13 protein-coding genes are annotated in these 17544 nt (G+C 46.8%); all 13 read left to right on the top strand.

Going from position 1 to position 17544, the window contains the following annotated elements:
• The first annotated feature begins 4 nt into the window (after nt 1–4).
• Nucleotides 5–463, top strand: coding sequence for an arginine repressor (gene argR / locus GKG43_RS18580; protein WP_050642399.1), 459 nt, complete (start codon nt 5–7; stop codon nt 461–463).
• Between the two features lie 9 nt (nt 464–472).
• On the top strand, nt 473–2149 hold the full coding sequence (gene recN / locus GKG43_RS18575; protein ID WP_129879621.1) for a DNA repair protein RecN: 1677 nt from the start codon (nt 473–475) through the stop codon (nt 2147–2149).
• 158 nt (nt 2150–2307) lie between these two features.
• Nucleotides 2308–3390 carry a SpoIVB peptidase gene (spoIVB, locus tag GKG43_RS18570; RefSeq protein WP_050642397.1) on the top strand — a complete coding sequence of 361 codons (1083 nt, stop codon included), beginning with the start codon at nt 2308–2310 and terminating at the stop codon, nt 3388–3390.
• Between the two features lie 92 nt (nt 3391–3482).
• Nucleotides 3483–4271 carry a sporulation transcription factor Spo0A gene (spo0A, locus tag GKG43_RS18565; RefSeq protein ID WP_025657571.1) on the top strand — a complete coding sequence of 263 codons (789 nt, stop codon included), beginning with the start codon at nt 3483–3485 and terminating at the stop codon, nt 4269–4271.
• 84 nt (nt 4272–4355) lie between these two features.
• Nucleotides 4356–5804 (top strand): glycogen synthase GlgA, encoded by a 1449-nt coding sequence (gene glgA, locus GKG43_RS18560; RefSeq protein WP_050642396.1) that lies wholly within the window; start codon nt 4356–4358, stop codon nt 5802–5804.
• Nucleotides 5805–6015: 211 nt separating this feature from the next.
• Nucleotides 6016–6885, top strand: a complete 870-nt coding sequence (metF, locus tag GKG43_RS18555) for a methylenetetrahydrofolate reductase [NAD(P)H] (protein WP_025657570.1) — start codon at nt 6016–6018, stop codon at nt 6883–6885.
• Nucleotides 6886–6897: 12 nt separating this feature from the next.
• Nucleotides 6898–7548, top strand: a complete 651-nt coding sequence (locus GKG43_RS18550) for a vitamin B12 dependent-methionine synthase activation domain-containing protein (protein ID WP_050642395.1) — start codon at nt 6898–6900, stop codon at nt 7546–7548.
• On the top strand, nt 7545–9938 hold the full coding sequence (locus GKG43_RS18545; protein WP_055151178.1) for a homocysteine S-methyltransferase family protein: 2394 nt from the start codon (nt 7545–7547) through the stop codon (nt 9936–9938). Before GKG43_RS18550 ends, GKG43_RS18545 begins: the two co-directional genes overlap by 4 nt.
• Before the next feature lie 129 nt (nt 9939–10067).
• Nucleotides 10068–11579: a 4Fe-4S dicluster domain-containing protein gene (locus GKG43_RS18540; protein WP_050642393.1), complete on the top strand. Its 1512-nt coding sequence runs from the start codon at nt 10068–10070 to the stop codon at nt 11577–11579.
• Between the two features lie 167 nt (nt 11580–11746).
• Complete coding sequence (alaS, locus tag GKG43_RS18535; protein ID WP_055151175.1) at nt 11747–14386, top strand: alanine--tRNA ligase; 2640 nt, start codon at nt 11747–11749, stop codon at nt 14384–14386.
• A gap of 125 nt (nt 14387–14511) precedes the next feature.
• Entirely contained in the window at nt 14512–14688 is a 177-nt protein-coding gene (gene rpsU, locus GKG43_RS18530) for a 30S ribosomal protein S21 (RefSeq protein ID WP_004054229.1), read from the top strand.
• A 225-nt stretch (nt 14689–14913) separates the two neighbouring features.
• Nucleotides 14914–15501, top strand: coding sequence for a putative ABC transporter permease (locus GKG43_RS18525; RefSeq protein ID WP_050642391.1), 588 nt, complete (start codon nt 14914–14916; stop codon nt 15499–15501).
• Nucleotides 15502–16069: 568 nt separating this feature from the next.
• Nucleotides 16070–17404, top strand: a complete 1335-nt coding sequence (gene gdhA, locus GKG43_RS18520; RefSeq protein WP_025657566.1) for an NADP-specific glutamate dehydrogenase — start codon at nt 16070–16072, stop codon at nt 17402–17404.
• Nucleotides 17405–17544: the final 140 nt, after the last annotated feature.

Genomic DNA, 17544 nt, shown 5'->3' with positions numbered 1-17544 from the left:
TAATATGAAAGTCAGTCGTCATGCAAAAATAATCGAATTAATCAGCCAGAATGATATCGAAACCCAGGAGGAACTGGCCGAGCGTCTGAACGATGCGGGTTTTAAAGTGACACAGGCAACGGTATCCAGAGATATCAGGGATCTGAAGCTTACCAAGGTGTCCGTGGACGGCGGCAGGCAGAAGTATGTGGTTCTGAAGCCGGAGGAAGACGGGATGAGCGAGAAGTATATCCGTGTTTTAAGGGACGGTTATATATCCATGGATATGGCCCAGAATATCCTCGTGATCAAAACGGTATCCGGTATGGCTATGGCAGTCGCAGCCGCCGTGGATGCGATGAAGTGGAAAGAAGTTGTGGGATGCATAGCAGGGGATGATACGATTATGTGTGCGGTCCGCAGTGTGGATGAGACAGTTGCTGTAATGGAGAAGATTCGAAAGATTGTGTCTAAAGGGAATTAGGATAAAAATATGTTGCAAAATCTGCATGTGAAAAATTTAGCGTTAATTGATGAAATAGAAGTAGAATTCCAGCCGGGACTCAATATCCTGACTGGTGAGACGGGAGCCGGGAAATCAATTATTCTGGGCTCTGTAGGCCTTGCCCTGGGGGGCCGGTACAGCGCAGATATGCTGCGCAAGGGCGCACAGTTCGGACTGGTGGAGATGACCTTCACCGTAGAGGACCAAGCGCTTCTAAGACAGCTGGAGGCATTGGATATCTTCCCGGAAGAAGGCATGTTCATTCTGTCCAGGAAACTGATGGAGGGACGCAGTGTCAGCAAAATTAACGGGGAGACGGTCAGCATGAGTGTACTCAAAGATGTTGCAAGTATGCTGATTGACATCCACGGGCAGCACGAGCATCAGACGCTGCTGCACAAAAAAAACCATCTGGCGCTTCTGGATGTCTATGCCAGGGATAAGGTGGAAGGCTTAAAGAAATCTACATCTGCGGCATATAAAGAATATATAGGCTGCCGCAGAGCACTGGAAGAGTCGGGGATGGATGAAGAAAGCCGGAAAAAGGAGATCTCGCTCGCGGAATTTGAAATCGGGGAGATTGAAGAGGCCGGCCTGCAGGACCACGAAGATGAAGAACTGGAGGCGTTATACCAGCGTATGACAGAGAGCCGCCGTTTTACGGAGAGCATAGCGGAGGCATATCAGTATACGAGCGAATCAGCCCATGGCAATGCCAGCGATCTGCTGAGCCGGGCCATCCGCGCATTTCAGGATGTGGAAGAATGTGATGAGCAGGGAGCGGGTCTTTATGGGCAGCTGCTCGAAATAGACAGTCTTCTGAATGATTTTAACCGGGAATTGGCGGAATATGCGAAAAGCTTTGAATTTTCCGAGGAAGAGTATTATGAAACCGAGAGCAGGCTGAATCTTGTCAATCATTTAAAAGCAAAATATGGTAATACTGTCAAAGATGTCCTGGAATACTGCAGGACAAAAAGAGAGAGACTAAGTGAACTAAAAGATTACGAAAGTTATATTGCTGATCTGGAAGAAAAATACAGCCGGAGCGAAAAAAAGCTAAAGAAGTACTCAGATGCTTTAAGCAAAGCCAGAGCTGAGGCTTCCCGGGCATTCGCGGCGGAGATAAAACAGGGTCTTGCTGACCTGAATTTTCTGGACGTTAAGTTTGAACTGAGATTGGAAAAGACGGAAACTTTTACTGCCAATGGCATGGATGAGGGGGAATTTTATCTCTCCACAAATCCTGGGGAACCTGTAAAACCGCTTGCCAATGTAGCATCCGGCGGTGAATTATCGAGAATTATGCTTGCGGTAAAAGCAGTTTTAGCAGATAAGGAAGATACGCCGACTTTAATTTTTGATGAGATAGATACGGGAATCAGCGGAATCACGGCAGGAAAAGTGGCAGAAAAAATGCATGTTATCGGGCGGAGCAGACAGGTAATCTGTATCACACACCTTCCCCAGATCGCGGCGATGGCTGATGCACATTATCTGATTCAAAAAGATACAACCTCTAACAGTACCAAAACGGAAATACGATGTCTGGATGAGCAGGAATCGGTTAAAGAGCTGGCACGGCTTCTGGGCGGGGCGAAAGTAACCGGAAAAATAATGGAAAGCGCGGCAGAGATGAAAGAAATGGCAAAGCGTGAAATATAATACCAGTGTGAAAAAGAACATGCAGTCACATACTAAAAACGGATACCAAGTTGGTATCTGTTTTTTGTTTAATAGGATCGTATTTTTTGTGAAATAAGAGAAATTTTTGCGGTTTCTATTTCATGAATTCCTAATTAAAAATGAAAGGGTGTGGTTGCATGGAGAAACGCTGGCAGAACAGAGTTCTTGTACTTTTGTCCGCCGTGCTTTTGTCTGCCTGTTCAGGCTATTTTGGCTGGATAGCCGCAGATGCAGTAGAGCAGACGGAAGTAAGTACAGAGACAATCAGCGAAGACACGGTTCTTGTCGGTGGAATGCCGGTGGGAATCTATATGGAGACAGATGGCGTTATGGTACTGGATACGGAACACATAAAAGGAATAGACGGGGTGGAATACGAGCCGGCCAGCCATCTGGTTAAATGCGGGGATTATATAACTGGAATCAACGGAAAAACAGTTGAGAATAAAAAGGAATTGATGGAAGCCCTCGCCCATCTGAATGAAGACGAGGTGGTCCTCAGCCTTCGAAGAGAGGAAGAGACCATAGATGTGAAAATAAAACCAGTGGAATGCGAACCCGATGAATATAAATTGGGCATCTGGGTGAGGGACAATGTGCAGGGACTTGGGACCATTACCTTTCTGACAGGAAGCAGCGAATTCGGCGCGCTGGGACATGGAATTCATGATTCCGATACAAATGTACTTTTGTCCATTGCGGATGGAACACTTTACAAAACCAGTATCCACTCGATTAAAAAGGGCGAGAATGGAATTCCTGGCAGCATGGAGGGCATCATAGTTTATAACGGATACAATAAGCTGGGAAGTATAAAAAAGAATACTGACGCAGGGATTTATGGTACGATAGATAAGATAGACGACTTATTTACAGAACAGATTCCTGTGCAGATTGCAGCCAAAGAAGAGATAGAAATCGGCGACGCGACGATACGTTGCTTTGTCGACAATGAAGTCAAAGAATATAACATAAAGGTGACAGATATCGACTATTCCGGACACGAAGTGAACAAGGGGCTTGTCATACAGGTGACCGACCCCGGACTCCTTGAAAAGACTGGGGGAATCATACAGGGCATGAGCGGAAGCCCCATCCTGCAGAATGGGAAACTGATAGGCGCGGTAACCCATGTTTTCGTACAGGATTCCACAAAAGGTTACGGCATTTTCATCGAAAATATGCTGGAGAATGTTGGAGATCAGACTTTGTCGAATTAGAGCAACAAATTATCCTTGATTATGGTGTGATTCAAAGATATAATAATCGAGTGGCGTTTCTCAGTCCGGGTCCTTTAGAGGAGAGAGGGATTATGGAACATTTAAACGTGGCCATCGCTGATGATAATGAGAGAATTTTAGATCTGCTCGAAGAAATTATCAACATGGACAAAGAACTGAATGTGGTGGGAAAGGCTAAAAATGGTGAGGAGATGTGTCAAATCATCAAGAATCAACAGCCAGACGTGGTTCTTCTTGATCTAATTATGCCGAAAATGGACGGTTTAACCGTCATGGAACGCATAAATCAAGACAAGACCATGACAAAACGCCCTGATTTCATTGTCGTAACAGCGGTAGGACAGGAGAAAATTACAGAAGACGCTTTCAACAAAGGCGCAAATTACTACATCATGAAACCATTTAATAATGAAATGTTGTTGAATCGTATAAAAACTGTAAGAAAAGTGTTCCGAAATCACGAGAAGAAAAATGAAGAATTATCTGGAAATACCTCGATTAGAGAAGAGGACCTGGAAAATCGTGTCACTAACATGCTACATGAGATTGGGATACCGGCTCATATCAAAGGATACCATTATCTGAGGGATGCCATTATGATGGCAGTGGAAGATATGGATGTCCTGAACGCAATCACGAAGGTATTATACCCAACGGTTGCCAAAAAGTACCAGACGACATCAAGCAGAGTAGAACGGGCAATACGCCATGCAATTGAAGTTGCATGGAACCGCGGTAAATTGGACACTCTGGACGAATTATTCGGCTATACCGTGAGCACCGGCAAAGGAAAGCCGACAAATTCTGAGTTTATAGCACTGATTGCAGATACCATCCAATTAGAATATAAGCACAGATAATTCTTTCCTTTGTTCAGAAAATGAGTTATAATAATCAGTATATAAGGCTTGTAAGAGGACTCAAGGAAAGTGGAGGGTTTGTTTATGAAAAACATTTTATTTGCATCTTCAGAATGCGTTCCATTTATTAAAACTGGCGGATTGGCAGATGTTGTAGGCTCATTGCCCAAATATTTTGATAGAAAAAAGTATGATGTGAAGGTGGTGCTGCCAAAATACACTTGTATGCTGCAAAAATGGAAAGATATGCTGGAATATGTTGATCATTTCTACATGGATATAGCAGGAACTGACCAATATGTCGGAATTTTAAAATGTGTCCATGACAATATTACATTTTATTTTATCGACAACGAACATTATTTCGGCGGTTATGCTCCATATGACGGCGATCCGAAGTGGAACATCGAGAAGTATGCTTTTTTTTCTAAAGCCGTTTTAAGTATACTTCCTGTGATTGGGTTCCGCCCTGACCTGATTCACTGCCATGACTGGCAGACCGGCCTCATACCGGTATATCTGGATAATTTCCGTTATCTCGGCGAGTATTACAGGGGAATCAAAACAATCATGACGATACATAACCTGAAGTTTCAGGGCGTATGGGATACGAAGACCGTACGCAGTATCACAGGGCTGCCGGAGTACTATTTTGTTCCTGACAAGATGGAAGCATACAAAGATGCGAACCTTCTGAAGGGCGGGATCGTATATGCTGACAAGGTAACAACTGTAAGCCAGACTTATGCAGAAGAGATTAAAACACCATTTTACGGAGAGGCCCTTGACGGCCTGATGAGGGCGAGAGAAAATGCACTGTGCGGAATTGTAAACGGACTTGATTATGAGGAATACTGTCCGTTTCTGGATTCCCGGATTGCCAAGAAGTTTACGGTTGATACATTCCGTAAGAATAAAGTGGCAAACAAGCTGGCCCTCCAGGAAGAACTGGGACTGGATAAAGATTCCAGGACCATGATGATCGGCATGGTATCCAGACTTACCGATCAAAAAGGATTTGACCTTGTAGATTACATTATGGATGAATTGTGTCAGGATGCGGTGCAGATTGTCGTACTCGGCACCGGAGATGCCAAATATGAGAACATGTTCCGTCATTTTGCATGGAAATACTCGGGAAAAGTATCAGCGAATATCTTTTATTCCGAGGACTTATCTCATAGGATTTATGCATCCTGCGATGCGTTTCTGATGCCGTCATTGTTTGAGCCGTGCGGATTGAGCCAGCTGATGAGCCTCAGATACGGAACGATTCCTATCGTTAGGGAGACAGGAGGACTGAAGGACACAGTAGAACCGTACAATGAATTTGAAAAAACCGGAACGGGATTCAGCTTTACGAATTATAATGCACATGAGATGCTGAATACCATCCGTTATGCAGAACGGATCTATTACGATAAGAAACGTGACTGGAATAAAATTGTAGAGCGCGCCATGAACAAAGATTTTTCATGGAAGAACTCTGCAAGGCAATACGATGAATTATACAAAAGCCTGATTGGCGAATAAAGATAACCGTCCAGACAGGTCTGCGCATTTACTGCGCAGACCGTACGAAAACATGGTGGTTGCAGGCATCCAGGTCTTCGCCGCAGGCGAATCTCAATGGGCTGGATGCGTAACAGTTCAGGCTTGCCTGAACTGTTACGAATAAAGCGTATGGGCTGCCCTTTTATGAAGGGCGGCCGCAGGCATTCGTATATGGGAGAAGAAGTACAATATGAAAATAAAAGACAGACTGAATGAGAACCGGATACATATATCGTTCGAGGTGTTTCCGCCCAAGACAGACGCGGGATATGAAAAGGTACAGGAAGCAACCGACAGGATAGCCGCCCTGAACCCTGACTTTATAAGCGTTACATACGGAGCGGGCGGGGGAACCAGTAAAAATACCGCAAAGATTGCGGAGCATATCAAAGAGGATCTGGGAATCGAAAGCCTGGCACATCTGACCTGCGCGTCCTCAACGAAAGACGAGGTGAGGAGCGTAATAGGCAGCCTGAAGGAACTTGGAATCGAGAATATTCTGGCTCTTCGGGGAGACATTCCGGCTGATATGCAGTTCCCGTCGGAGGATCGTTTTCACTATGCCTATGAGCTGGTGGAAGAGATCAGGAAGCATGGAGACTTCTGCATCGGCGCTGCCTGTTATCCGGAAGGACATGTAGAGAACGAACATAAAGCAGATGATATAAAGTATCTGAAACAGAAGGTAGACAGCGGTGTGGATTTTTTGACCACGCAGATGTTTTTTGAAAATGACATCCATTACAACTTTCTGTACCGGATTCGGGAAGCTGGCATAACAGTACCAGTTCTGCCGGGGATCATGCCCATTACAAGCGCAAAACAGATGAAACGCAGCTGCGAACTGTCGGGAACCGTGTTTCCGCGGAGATTCCAGGCCATACTGGACAGATTTGGAGACTGTCCGGACGCAATGGAGCAGGCTGGGATTGCATATGCGACGGACCAGATTATTGACCTGCTTGCCAACGGCGTAAGGAATATCCACATTTATTCCATGAATAAACCGGAGGTGGCAGAGGCAATCATGAGTAATTTATCGGAAATTATTAAATGCTAGGAGTAATAACAGATGGATCATATGACAAAAGAAGCCATCCGTTATCTGGGATATGGAAAACATGCGGTAGATGATAAGACGCTGGCAATGGTGGAAGATTCATTCAGGAATCTCGAGGACATAGCAGGCAGAAGATCCATCTACCGCATCTTTGATTTGCAGCAGACGGCGGATGACAGGTTTACGATAGGCAGAGTAGAAATACAGAGCAGAAGTCTTGGGCGGAACCTGAAAGGGTGCCGTAAGATCATATTATTTGGCGCAACGCTGGGAACAGCGGTAGACCGGATGCTTGCCCGCCTTTCCTTAACGGATATGGCGAAGGCGGTGGTTATGCAGGCCTGCGCGGCTGCTCTGCTGGAAGAATACTGTGATGCGTGCCAGGCGGATATCGCTGCGCAGGTCTCAGCGGAAGGACTATATCTGCGGCCAAGGTTTAGTCCCGGATACGGTGATTTTGACATAAGCTGCCAGGCGCCTTTGATGCAGATGCTGGACTGTGCAAAGACGATAGGCCTGACAATGACTGACAGCTGTATGATGACTCCGTCAAAGTCTGTGACAGCGGTGATAGGAGCAGGCACAACAGAAGAAAAATGCCATATCAAAGGCTGTGAGGCCTGCGAAAAAGAAGACTGTATATACAGAAGGGATAAAATATGATTTTAGACAGATTAGGAAAAGAACTGCTGTTTTTTGACGGCGGAATGGGCACATTACTGCAGGCGGGCGGCTTAAAGCCCGGGGAGCTTCCAGAGACATGGAATATCACACATCCGGAACAGATTACGGAGATACACCGGAATTATATCCAGGCAGGGAGCGATATTATACTGACGAATACATTTGGGGCGAATGCATTGAAGTTTCATGACGACAGCTGTTCGCTGCAGGAGATCGTATCTGCCGCGGTAAGGCACGTGAAAGAAGCGTCTGCGCAGGCGGCGGTGCAGGGGCGGAGCGTTTATGCAGCACTGGATATCGGACCTACAGGAAAGCTGTTAAAGCCCATGGGGGATCTGGAGTTTGAGGAAGCGTACGAGGCATTCGGGGAGGTTGTAAGATACGGAACCGAGGCCGGAGCGGATCTGATTCATATTGAGACAATGAGTGATACATATGAGCTGAAAGCTGCCGTGCTTGCTGCGAAGGAGAATACAGACCTTCCGGTATTTGTGACCACCATTTTTGACGAGCGGGGCAAACTCCTAACAGGGGCGGATGTACCGGCGGTGGTGGCGCTTCTGGAGGGCCTGAGGGTGGATGCCCTGGGAATTAACTGCGGGCTTGGGCCAAAACAGATGCTTCCGATTCTGGATCAGATCCTGGAGTATACGTCCCTTCCCGTGATTGTGAAGCCGAATGCAGGGCTTCCAAAACAAGTACAAGGAGAGACGGTCTATGATGTGCTTCCCCGTGATTTTGCGTCTGTCATGCAGATGATTGTGGACCGCGGCGCGTCCGTGGTGGGCGGATGCTGCGGCACGACGCCGGAACACATCAGGGCGATGGCAAATCTGTGCCGGGGAATGGAACTCCGGCCGGTTACGCAGAAGGAGATCACGATCGTATCTTCTTATGGCAGATCGGTCTGCCTGGGTTCAGGATCGAAGATTATCGGAGAGCGGATCAACCCGACGGGGAAAAAGAAGTTCCGGCAGGCACTAAAGGAACATGACATAGATTATATTCTTAGGGAAGGCATCGCGCAGCAGGATAAAGGCGCGCATATACTGGATGTCAATGTGGGGCTGCCGGACATCGATGAGGTGTCTATGATGCGTGATGTTCTGTCTAACCTGCAGAGCGTGACTAACCTGCCGCTGCAGATTGACACCGTGGACACAAAGGCCATGGAAGCCGGACTGCGGATCTACAACGGAAAAGCCATGGTGAATTCCGTCAGCGGCAAACAGGAATCCATGGACGCTGTATTTCCACTGATCCAGAAGTATGGGGGTGTAGTCATCGGTCTTACGCTGGATGAAAGCGGCATTCCGGATACCGCGGATAAAAGAGTGGATATAGCCCGCCGCATCATTGCGGAAGCTGCAAAATACGGAATTCAGAAAAAAGACATTGTCATTGACGTTCTGGCTATGACAATCAGTTCGGATCCCGAAGGGGCCAGGGTGACGCTGGAAGCATTGAAAAAAGTGCGTGACGGACTTGGAGTCAACACGGTGCTGGGAGTATCCAATATCTCTTTTGGCCTGCCGAACCGCCCGGTTATCAATGCTAATTTCTATACAATGGCCATGCACAATGGTTTGAGTGCGGGGATCATCAATCCCTCCTCCGAGGAAATGATGAAGTCCTATTATGCTTTTCATGCGCTTATGAACCTGGACAGTAACTGTGAAGATTACATTGCGAAATATGCCGGACAGGATACCGGCGCCCCGGCGCCTCCTTCTGTTTCCGGGGAGATGTCCCTGGATCAGGCGATCGAAAAGGGGCTGAAAGAAGAGGCGCATCATATTACCGGCCTGCTTGTAAAGGAGCAGAAACCGCTGGATATCATCAATACGTATCTGATTCCTGCGCTGGACAATGTGGGGAAAGGCTTTGAGAAGGGAACTGTATTTTTGCCCCAGCTGCTGATGAGCGCTGAGGCGGCAAAAGCGGCTTTTACAATTCTAAAAGAATCGCTCGCGGCAGCCGGACAGGATCAGGAGAAGAAGGAGAAGGTGGTGCTTGCGACCGTGAAAGGGGATATTCATGATATCGGAAAGAATATAGTGAAGGTTCTTCTTGAAAACTACAGTTTTGATGTGATTGACCTGGGAAAGGACGTGGCGCCGGAACGGATTGTGGAGACGGTGCTGAAGGAGGACGTGCATCTGGCAGGGCTAAGTGCACTTATGACGACTACCGTTGTGAGCATGGAGGAGACAATCAAGCAATTGAAGCAGAAAGCGCCCGGATGCAGGGTCATGGTCGGCGGGGCTGTCCTGAATCAGGAGTATGCGGATATGATCGGAGCGGATTTCTATGGGAAGGATGCGATGCAGTCTGTTTATTATGCGCAGAAGCTGCTTAAGAATCAGTGAGGAATGTACCTTTTTTTATACAAGAAACCATATTGACTAAATTTTAACAAAAGGGTATAGTGGTAATGCAAATGAAACAGAATGGCAGACAGCTGCCTTTTTGGAGAAAATTCAGGAGGAAGAGAACCTATGATGAGAGGACTGCAGACACCGGTCCGTGCAATACGGAGAAGAGTGTTTACGGAAGTTGCAAAACTGGGATTTAAGGCTAACGCGGACACGCTGTTGGCGGATATGGAAGCGATACCCTATGAGATTGTAAATGACGATACGGAAAAATACCGCGAGAGTACCTACCGTTCACGCGCGATCGTGAGAGAGCGTTTGAGGCTGGCTATGGGTCTGTCGCTGCGGCCGGAGAATAAGCCGGTGCACCTGACTTCCGGAGTGGAAGCCAGCAACATTTCAGAAAAGTATTATGAGCCTCCGCTGATGCAGGTGATACCATCGGCCTGCGAGAGCTGCGAGGAGAACAAATATGAAGTGAGTAATATCTGTAAAGGATGCCTTGCCCATCCTTGCCAGGAAGTATGCCCGAAGGGAGCCATTTCTTTCGTGGACGGCAAGTCCTTTATAGACCAGGAAAAATGTATCAAGTGCGGTAAATGCAAATCGGTCTGTCCGTATGATGCGATCGCGAAGAAGGAAAGGCCTTGTAAAAATGCCTGCGGCGTTAATGCGATTGTCTCCGACAAATATGGAAGAGCTTATATTGATACAGAGAAATGTGTGTCCTGCGGTATGTGTATGGTAAGCTGTCCCTTTGGCGCCATTTCAGACAAGTCCCAGATCTTTCAGCTGACGAACGCGCTGCAGGAGGGCGGAGAGATTGTGGCCGAGATTGCCCCTGCATTCGTCGGTCAGTTTGGGGATAATATTACGCCGAGAAACATTAAGGCCGCCCTGCAGGAGCTGGGATTCTCAGAAGTCTATGAAGTGGCGCTGGGAGCAGACATTGGAGCCATAGCTGAGGCGCATCATTATGTGGATAAAGTGGTATCAGGGGAACTTCCGTTCCTGTTGACATCCTGTTGTCCGTCCTGGGCAGTAATGGCAAAGAAATTCTTCCCTGACCTGATCGACCAGATCTCGCAGGAGCTGACCCCTATGGTGGCGACAGCCAGAACCATTAAGCAGGAGCATCCGAACGCGCGAGTGGTATTCATCGGGCCGTGTGCGGCTAAGAAGCTGGAAGCGTCGAGAAGAACCGTGCGCAGTGATGTGGACTTTGTTGTGACTTACGAAGAGGTGCAGGCAATGTTTGACGCGAAAAACATTGACCTGAAGAAGTACGAAGCAGAGTCTTCATTCCACGACGCGACGGGAGCGGGCCGCGGCTATGCCTGTGCCGGCGGCGTGGCAGAGGCCATCGAGAACTGCATCAATGAGTATTATCCGGATGTGGAAGTGAACATTGAGCATGCAGAGGGGCTTGCCGAATGCAAAAAGATACTGACGCTGGCAAAAGCCGGACGTATGAACGGTTGTCTGATCGAGGGAATGGGCTGTCCGGGAGGCTGCATAGCAGGCGCCGGAACGAATATACCGGTCTCAAAAGCAAAGAAAGCTCTTGCCAACTATGTAAAGAATTCTTCCAACAATATTCCGCCGAAAGAACTGGCAGAAATCGAGCTAAAATAATATTTGAAAAACCGTACCAGCTATGGTATGATAGGTTAGAAATACAGAGTGGATCCGCATCCACTCTGTTTCTGTTGACCATATACTCATCGTTCCGGATATCCGGAGCGTATAAGGGCAGAATCATCATGGCTGCCGCAGATAAAGAAACCGGGAGGAATAGGGTTATGCAACCATATGGAGTGAACCAATTAAGAAAGATGTTTTTGGAGTTTTTTGAGAGCAAAGGGCACCTTGCAATGAAGAGCTTTTCATTAGTACCGCACAATGATAAGAGTCTTCTTCTCATCAATTCGGGAATGGCGCCGATGAAGCCATATTTTACAGGACAGGAGAACCCGCCGAGCAAAAGGGTGACAACCTGTCAGAAGTGTATCAGGACAGGAGATATTGAAAATGTCGGTAAGACAGCGCGTCACGGCACATTTTTTGAGATGCTGGGCAACTTTTCTTTTGGTGACTATTTTAAAGATGACGCAATCAAATGGTCATGGGAGTTTCTGACAGAGGTGGTAGGGCTGGATCCCGACAAACTGTACCCGTCTGTATATTTGGACGATGATGAAGCATTTGAGATTTGGAATAAAAAGATGGGGATTCCGGCGGAACGTATTTTCAAGTTCGGTAAGGAAGATAATTTCTGGGAGCATGGTTCAGGTCCCTGCGGTCCTTGTTCGGAGATCTACTATGACAGGGGAGAAGAGTACGGCTGCAGCCGCCCGGACTGTACGGTTGGGTGTGAGTGCGACCGCTATATGGAGATATGGAACAACGTATTTACCCAGTTTGAAAATGACGGCAAGGGAAATTATACAGAGCTCGAGCAGAAGAACATCGATACAGGCATGGGTCTGGAGAGACTTGCTTCGGTTGTTCAGAATGTGGATTCCATATTTGACGTGGATACGATCAAGGAATTGCGCAGCCATGTATGCAGGATGGCGGATGTTGTTTATGGGAAAGAAGAAGGTACGGATATTTCTATCCGCGTTATAACGGATCACGTACGTTCCGTAACATTTATGATATCCGATGGTATTATGCCTTCCAACGAAGGAAGAGGGTATGTGCTGCGACGTCTGCTCAGAAGAGCCTGCCGCCATGGAAGACTGCTGAATATCGAAGGCAATTTCCTTCCGGCGCTGGCCGAGACTGTAATCGAAGGCTCTAAGGACGGTTATCCGGAGCTGGAAGAGAAAAAAGATTTTATCCTGAAAGTGATTGCAAAGGAAGAAGAGCAGTTTAACAAGACGATTGATCAGGGACTTGTTATTTTATCCGATATGATTGACGGGATGGAGAAGCGCGCTGAAAAGACGCTTTCCGGAGAGGAAGCGTTTAAACTGTATGACACATATGGTTTTCCGATCGATTTGACAAAAGAGATTTTGGAAGAAAAGGGACTGGATGTGGATGAAGAGGGATTCCATGCTGCGATGGAAGTCCAGAGAAAGACAGCTCGCGCCGCCCGCGGCGTTACGAACTATATGGGGGCGGATGTGACCGTATACGAATCCATTGATCCGGGTATTACAAGCACATTTTTGGGATATAATAATTTAGTATATGAATCAGAGATTACGGTGCTGACGACGGAGACGGAGGTAGCAGAAGCCCTGTCAGACGGCGAGAGGGGAACTGTATTTGTAAAAGAGACGCCTTTCTATGCCACCAGCGGCGGACAGGAGGCCGATACGGGCGTTATACGCACTCCGGAAGGGGAATTTAAGGTAGAAGACACAATCAAGCTCCTGGGTGGTAAAATCGGCCATGTGGGACAGGTTGTCAAAGGTATGGTCAAGACAGGGGATAAGGCAGAGCTGGCCGTAGATGCCAGAAAGCGTTCTTTATCCGCAAGAAACCACAGCGCGACCCATCTGCTCCAGAAGGCGCTCAGGACAGTGCTGGGCACTCATGTAGAACAGGCAGGCTCCAGTGTGAATGAAGACAGGCTCCGTTTTGACTTCACACATTTTTCTGCGCTGAGCCAGGACGAACTCAAACAGGTAGAGGAAATTGTTAATGAGCATATTGCCGAGGCTCTGCCTGTGGATATTCAGAATATGCCGATCGAAGAGGCCAGAAAGACCGGTGCGCAGGCCTTGTTCGGTGAAAAGTATGGGGACATCGTAAGGGTGGTTAATATAGGCGGATTCTCGATTGAGTTCTGCGGCGGTACCCACGTAAAGAACACGAGCGAAATTATGGCGTTTAAGATTATTTCCGAGACAGGCGTGGCTGCAGGCGTGCGCCGCATTGAGGCACTGACATCGCAGGGACTTTTAGACTATTATGATACTCTGGAGAAGAAGATGAATGAGGCGGCGAAGCTGTTAAAGGCATCGCCGGATAACCTGGCGGAGAAGATCACACATGTGATGTCCGAGAACAAAACTCTTCACTCAGAGGTGGAAAGCCTGAAGAGCAGACTTGCACAGGATGCCATGGGCGATGTGATGGATCAGGTGCAGGAAGTGAAAGGCGTAAAGCTTCTGGCGGCAGAGGTGGACGGCGTTGATATGAATGGACTCCGCGACCTTGGAGACCAGATGAAGGAAAAACTGGGAGAGGGCGTAGTCGTCCTTGCCTCAGGAAATGAGGGGAAAGTCAGTCTTATGGTAACCGCTACAGAAGGTGCGATGAAACAGGGCGCACATGCCGGGAACCTTATCAAAGCGATTGCCGGCCTCGTAGGAGGAGGAGGCGGCGGCCGTCCGAACATGGCGCAGGCAGGCGGAAAGAACCCGGCAGGCATCAAAGATGCGCTTGCAAAGGCTGTTGAAGCACTGGAAGGACAACTTTCTTAGTTTTTTTGCCGGAAACAGTTGACGTTTAGTGAAAATATGATATAATCTTTTGTAGTGCAATAAATATACTCGAACAGTCGTATGATGCACAATACAAGGCTGAAGGGGAGGTTAGGTGTGAGACTATGTCAAATGTAATCGTTAAAGAAAACGAGACGTTAGATAGCGCTTTACGCAGATTCAAAAGAAACTGTGCAAAGGCTGGCATTCAGCAGGAGATTCGTAAAAGAGAACATTACGAAAAGCCAAGCGTAAGACGTAAGAAAAAATCTGAAGCTGCTAGAAAACGTAAATATAATTAATATGTGCAGATAAATAGAGTGTTGAAAAACACTCTATTTTTGTGTTTTGAGGACAGCGGAGGATGCGAATGGCAAGGACGGCCGGAATACGGGTTAGCTTTGTATTTTCTTTATTTATTTAAGATTTGTTTAAGACTTTCCAAAGTTCGTAGTAATGTCTGTGAAGCTGTGATATGATTACCAAAGGAAACTGATGGGACATTAACATAAGATGGAGATGAGAATATGTGGGATAAGGTGATATTTGGAAGAGATTTATATCATGTGGTACTGTGGTTCCTTACGTACAGTATTCTTGGGTGGATAGTGGAATCTATTTACATGTCCATTTGTAATAAAAAGTGGACAAACCGGGGATTTTCAAAAGGACCGTTCTGCCCGATCTATGGAGTGGGGGCTTTGACAGTATATTTTGTACTGAGTCCTTACAGTCACAACAGAGTGCTGCTTTTCTTTCTGGGAGCCATACTGGCTACAACAATCGAATGGGTGACAGCCAGGATTATGGAGCGGATATTCGGTGAGGTCTGGTGGGATTATACGGACAAGCCGTTTAATTATAAAGGAATTCTCTGTCTGGAAAGCACGCTGGCGTGGGGACTGTACACTTTGATCTTGTTTGGGGTTCTGCACGGGTTTGTTGAGCGGATTGTAAATGCGATACCTTTCCATATTGGAAGAATTGCAGGTACATTACTGATCTTGGTTTATATTATTGATTTTACCTCTTCTTTTTATAAAGAGAAGCGGGAGAACCTGCCGGTCTCGTTCAGTAAGATTAAGAACAGCTTTCGGAACTTGATCGGACGTTAGATGGCTGCTGAGGCCGTTACTGTTCCCCCTGCGGGCGCGCGCAGTACTGATACCAGGGTATACGGTTAGAATTTTTACTTGACGTTAGGAAAAAACTGGTATATACTAAATGAGTGAAATGACAAAGGCGTCATAGACATAGGTCTATGGCGTTTTTTTGCACTTTAACAGGAGATATCAGCTATGTTCATCAGGAAAGAATGAAATATTTTGGCGATATCTTTTACAAGGAATGGGAAAATATAAGAAATGAATAATACAAACAGATTTCCTGCAAAAATGTCATTATCACATAAAACAAGGGATGAGACTGTCCGCATAGTTGTCATCGTTTAAACTAAAGCTAATATTGCAGTAAACACGGATGATATTTAAAATGTTATAAAAGCATTTTGCCGTATACTTTGTCGGGTTTAATACTATACAGTTTTAAAGTTGTAAAAATTATGAAATTTATGATTGACAAAGTTGCAGGCAGCTTTTAAAATAAACGAGTAGACAAAGTTGTCATGATGCGGGGCAGGTTGTCACCCCGCCATTTTTATATTATTTCAGGAGGTAGAAAAGGATGTCATACGTTGATGAGGTAATTGAATTAGTTGTGAAAAAGAACCCTGCAGAACCGGAGTTCCACCAGGCGGTAAAGGAAGTGCTGGAGTCTCTGAGAGCCGTTGTTGAGGCAAATGAGGAGAAGTTCCGCAGAGATGCTCTTCTGGAGAGGCTTGTAGAGCCTGAGAGACAGCTGAAGTTCCGTGTACCATGGGTAGATGACAGCGGTCAGGTTCAGGTTAACACAGGGTACAGGGTTCAGTTCAATAGTGCGATTGGGCCATATAAGGGCGGTCTTCGTCTGCATCCTTCAGTAAACCTTGGCATTATCAAATTTCTGGGATTTGAACAGATCTTCAAGAATTCCCTGACGGGGCTTCCGATCGGCGGGGGAAAAGGCGGTTCTGACTTTGATCCGAAAGGAAAATCAGACAGAGAAGTTATGGCTTTTTGCCAGAGCTTTATGACGGAATTATGTAAATATATTGGAGCAGATACAGATGTACCTGCAGGTGATATCGGCACCGGTGCAAGAGAGATTGGATATATGTATGGACAGTACAAGCGTATCCGCGGATTATCAGAAGGTGTACTTACAGGAAAAGGCTTAAGCTACGGCGGATCTCTGGCCCGCACAGAGGCTACCGGATACGGTCTGCTCTATCTGACAGAAGAGATGCTTAAGCTGAATGGAATTGATATTGCTGGTAAGACAGTAGCAGTATCAGGTTCAGGAAATGTTGCTATTTACGCAACACAGAAAGCTCATCAACTGGGGGCTAAAGTAGTGACAGTCAGTGACTCCAACGGATGGGTATACGATCCGGATGGGATTGACGTAGACACGCTGAAGGAAATCAAGGAAGTTAGGCGTGCAAGACTGACAGAATACAAGAACTACCGTCCAAATTCCGAGTACCACGAAGGAAGAGGGGTTTGGTCAGTAAAAGTTGATATCGCGCTGCCATGTGCAACCCAGAACGAACTCTTGCTGGATGATGCAAAGGCACTTGTTGCAAACGGATGTATTGCAGTAGCCGAGGGCGCTAACATGCCGACAACTCTGGAAGCGACAGAATATCTGCAGAAAAACGGTGTATTATTTGCACCTGGAAAGGCTGCAAATGCAGGCGGTGTTGCAACTTCAGCCCTGGAGATGTCCCAGAACAGCGAGCGTCTTAGCTGGACATTCGAGGAAGTAGACACGCAGCTTCAGAGAATTATGGTGGACATCTGTCATAATATGGCAGATGCTGCTGAAAGATATGATGTAAAAGGAAACTATGTGGTAGGTGCAAACATTGCGGGATTTGAAAAAGTAGTAGACGCAATGACGGCGCAGGGCATCATATAAATCGGGATTTAGTTGACAGGCTTCAGTCCTGTCGACGGACGGGGACGCTTCATGACAGGGAGGCCGGGAAGGTGCTGGGGCTGTATATGCCGTTGCGATATGCACCCATGCTGCTAAGTGATTCTAGAACAGCCGATGCC

Origin of the sequence: Eubacterium sp. BIOML-A2, from assembly GCF_009680135.1 — a bacterium.
Classification (GTDB): Bacteria; Bacillota; Clostridia; order Lachnospirales; family Lachnospiraceae; genus Faecalicatena; species Faecalicatena contortus_B.
The sequence above is the reverse complement of the archived record's forward strand: the minus strand, read 5'-3'. Positions and strand labels throughout refer to the sequence as shown.

Excerpts from the sequence above, each read along its gene's own strand:
- GKG43_RS18540 (WP_050642393.1), top strand. The coding sequence starts at position 10,068 with ATGATGAGAGGACTGCAGACACCGGTCCGTGCAATACGGAGAAGAGTG.
- GKG43_RS18525 (WP_050642391.1), top strand. The coding sequence starts at position 14,914 with ATGTGGGATAAGGTGATATTTGGAAGAGATTTATATCATGTGGTACTG.
- argR (WP_050642399.1), top strand. The coding sequence starts at position 5 with ATGAAAGTCAGTCGTCATGCAAAAATAATCGAATTAATCAGCCAGAAT.
- metF (WP_025657570.1), top strand. The coding sequence starts at position 6,016 with ATGAAAATAAAAGACAGACTGAATGAGAACCGGATACATATATCGTTC.
- spo0A (WP_025657571.1), top strand. The coding sequence starts at position 3,483 with ATGGAACATTTAAACGTGGCCATCGCTGATGATAATGAGAGAATTTTA.
- recN (WP_129879621.1), top strand. The coding sequence starts at position 473 with ATGTTGCAAAATCTGCATGTGAAAAATTTAGCGTTAATTGATGAAATA.
- GKG43_RS18550 (WP_050642395.1), top strand. The coding sequence starts at position 6,898 with ATGGATCATATGACAAAAGAAGCCATCCGTTATCTGGGATATGGAAAA.
- spoIVB (WP_050642397.1), top strand. The coding sequence starts at position 2,308 with ATGGAGAAACGCTGGCAGAACAGAGTTCTTGTACTTTTGTCCGCCGTG.
- glgA (WP_050642396.1), top strand. The coding sequence starts at position 4,356 with ATGAAAAACATTTTATTTGCATCTTCAGAATGCGTTCCATTTATTAAA.
- GKG43_RS18545 (WP_055151178.1), top strand. The coding sequence starts at position 7,545 with ATGATTTTAGACAGATTAGGAAAAGAACTGCTGTTTTTTGACGGCGGA.
- alaS (WP_055151175.1), top strand. The coding sequence starts at position 11,747 with ATGCAACCATATGGAGTGAACCAATTAAGAAAGATGTTTTTGGAGTTT.
- rpsU (WP_004054229.1), top strand. The coding sequence starts at position 14,512 with ATGTCAAATGTAATCGTTAAAGAAAACGAGACGTTAGATAGCGCTTTA.
- gdhA (WP_025657566.1), top strand. The coding sequence starts at position 16,070 with ATGTCATACGTTGATGAGGTAATTGAATTAGTTGTGAAAAAGAACCCT.